Genomic DNA, 1,767 nt, shown 5'->3' with positions numbered 1-1,767 from the left:
GTCGGTGAGCTGGGGGAGGACGGTGAAGAGGTCTCCGACGACGCCGTAGTCGACGAGTTCGAAGATGGGGGCTTCGGGGTCCTTGTTGACGGCGACGATGGTCTTGGAGGTCTGCATGCCGGCGCGGTGCTGGATGGCGCCGGAGATGCCCGCGGCGATGTAGAGCTGCGGGGAGACCTGCTTGCCGGTCTGGCCGACCTGGTTGGTGTGCGGGTACCAGCCGGCGTCGACGGCGGCGCGGGAGGCGCCGACCGCGGCGCCGAGGGCGTCGGCGAGGTCCTCGACGACGGAGAAGCCCTCGGCGGCGCCGACGCCGCGGCCGCCGGAGACCACGATCGCGGCCTCGGTCAGCTCGGGGCGGCCGGTGGACACCCGCGGGGTGCGGGAGGTGACCTTGGCGGCGTTGCCGGTGAACGCCACGCTCACGTTCTCCACCGTGCCGGCGGCCGGGGCGGGCTCGGGCGCGACGCTGTTCGGCTTGACGGTGATGACCGGCGCGCCGGTGGTGACGGTCGACTTGACCTGGTAGGACGCGGCGAACACCGACTGGGTGGCGACCGGGCCGTCCGCGCCGGCCTCGACGTCGACGGCGTCGGTGATGATGCCCGAGCCCAGGCGCAGCGCGGTGCGGGCGGCGATCTCCTTGCCCTCGCCGCCGGAGGTGACCAGGACCGCGGCAGGGCCGGCCGCCCCGGCGATCTGGGCGAGCGCGTCGACCTTGGGGACGACGAGGTGGGCGGCGAACTCCTCGCCGTCGGCGACGTAGACCTTCGCGGCGCCGTACTCGGCGGCCTTCGCGGCGATCGCCGCGGCGCCGTCGCCGGCGCCGAGGACGACCGCGGAGGGCGTGCCCAGGCGGCGGGCCAGGGTCAGCAGCTCCAGGGCGGGCTTGCGCACCGCGCCGTCGACGTGGTCGACCAGGACCAGGATCTCACTCATGACTGTCTCCAAACCCTTCGATGGTTCCTGGCGGCCCGTCAGATGAACTTCTGCTCGGCGAGGTACGCGGCGAGCTGCTTGCCGCCCTCGCCCTCGTCGGTGACGATCTGGCCCTGGGTGCGGGCCGGACGCGCCGCGATGTCCGCGACCTTCGTCCACGACCCCGCCAGGCCCACCGCGTCCGCGTCGATGCCCAGGTCGTCCAGGTCCAGCGACTGCACCGGCTTCTTCTTCGCCGCCATGATGCCCTTGAACGACGGGTAGCGGGCCTCGCCCGACTGGTCGGTCACCGACACCACCGCCGGCAGCGCCGCCTCGACCTGCTCGGAGGCCGCGTCGCCGTCCCGGCGGCCCGACACCACGCCGCCGGACACCGACACCTCCGACAGCAGCGTCGCCTGCGGCACGCCCAGCCGCTCGGCCAGCAGCGCCGGCAGCACGCCCATCGTGCCGTCGGTGGAGGCCATGCCGCACACCACCAGGTCGAAGCCGGTCTTCTCCAGCGCCGCCGCCAGGACCGCCGACGTGCCGATCACGTCCGAGCCGTGGATGTCGTCGTCGTTGACGTGCACGGCCTTGTCCGCGCCCATCGACAGCGCCTTGCGCAGCGCGTCCTTCGCGTCGTCCGGACCGACCGTCAGCACCGTCACCTCGGCGCCCTCGTTCGCCTCCGCGATCCGCAGCGCCTGCTCGACGCCGTACTCGTCCAGCTCCGACAGGAGGCCGTCCACGCCCTCCCGGTCGGTGGTGGCATCGTCCGCGAAGCGACGGTCACCGGTCGCGTCGGGCACGTACTTCACACAGACAACGATCCTCAAGCTCACGGCC

2 protein-coding genes are annotated in these 1,767 nt (G+C 73.1%); both read right to left on the bottom strand.

All coding sequences use genetic code 11. The features are described from left to right. On the bottom strand, window positions 1–939 hold a 939-nt coding region (locus ACFV1L_RS36325; protein WP_380374564.1), incomplete at its 3' end, for an electron transfer flavoprotein subunit alpha/FixB family protein. 38 nt (window positions 940–977) lie between these two features. Next, a complete protein-coding gene (locus ACFV1L_RS36320; RefSeq protein WP_380374566.1) occupies window positions 978–1,763 on the bottom strand; it encodes an electron transfer flavoprotein subunit beta/FixA family protein in 786 nt (261 codons plus the stop codon). Between the last annotated feature and the right edge of the window lie 4 nt (window positions 1,764–1,767).

Source organism: Kitasatospora sp. NPDC059646 (genome assembly GCF_042734615.1).
Classification (GTDB): domain Bacteria; phylum Actinomycetota; class Actinomycetes; order Streptomycetales; family Streptomycetaceae; genus Kitasatospora.
Note: the sequence above shows the minus strand (reverse complement) of the source record. Positions and strands in the feature narration are given on the sequence as shown.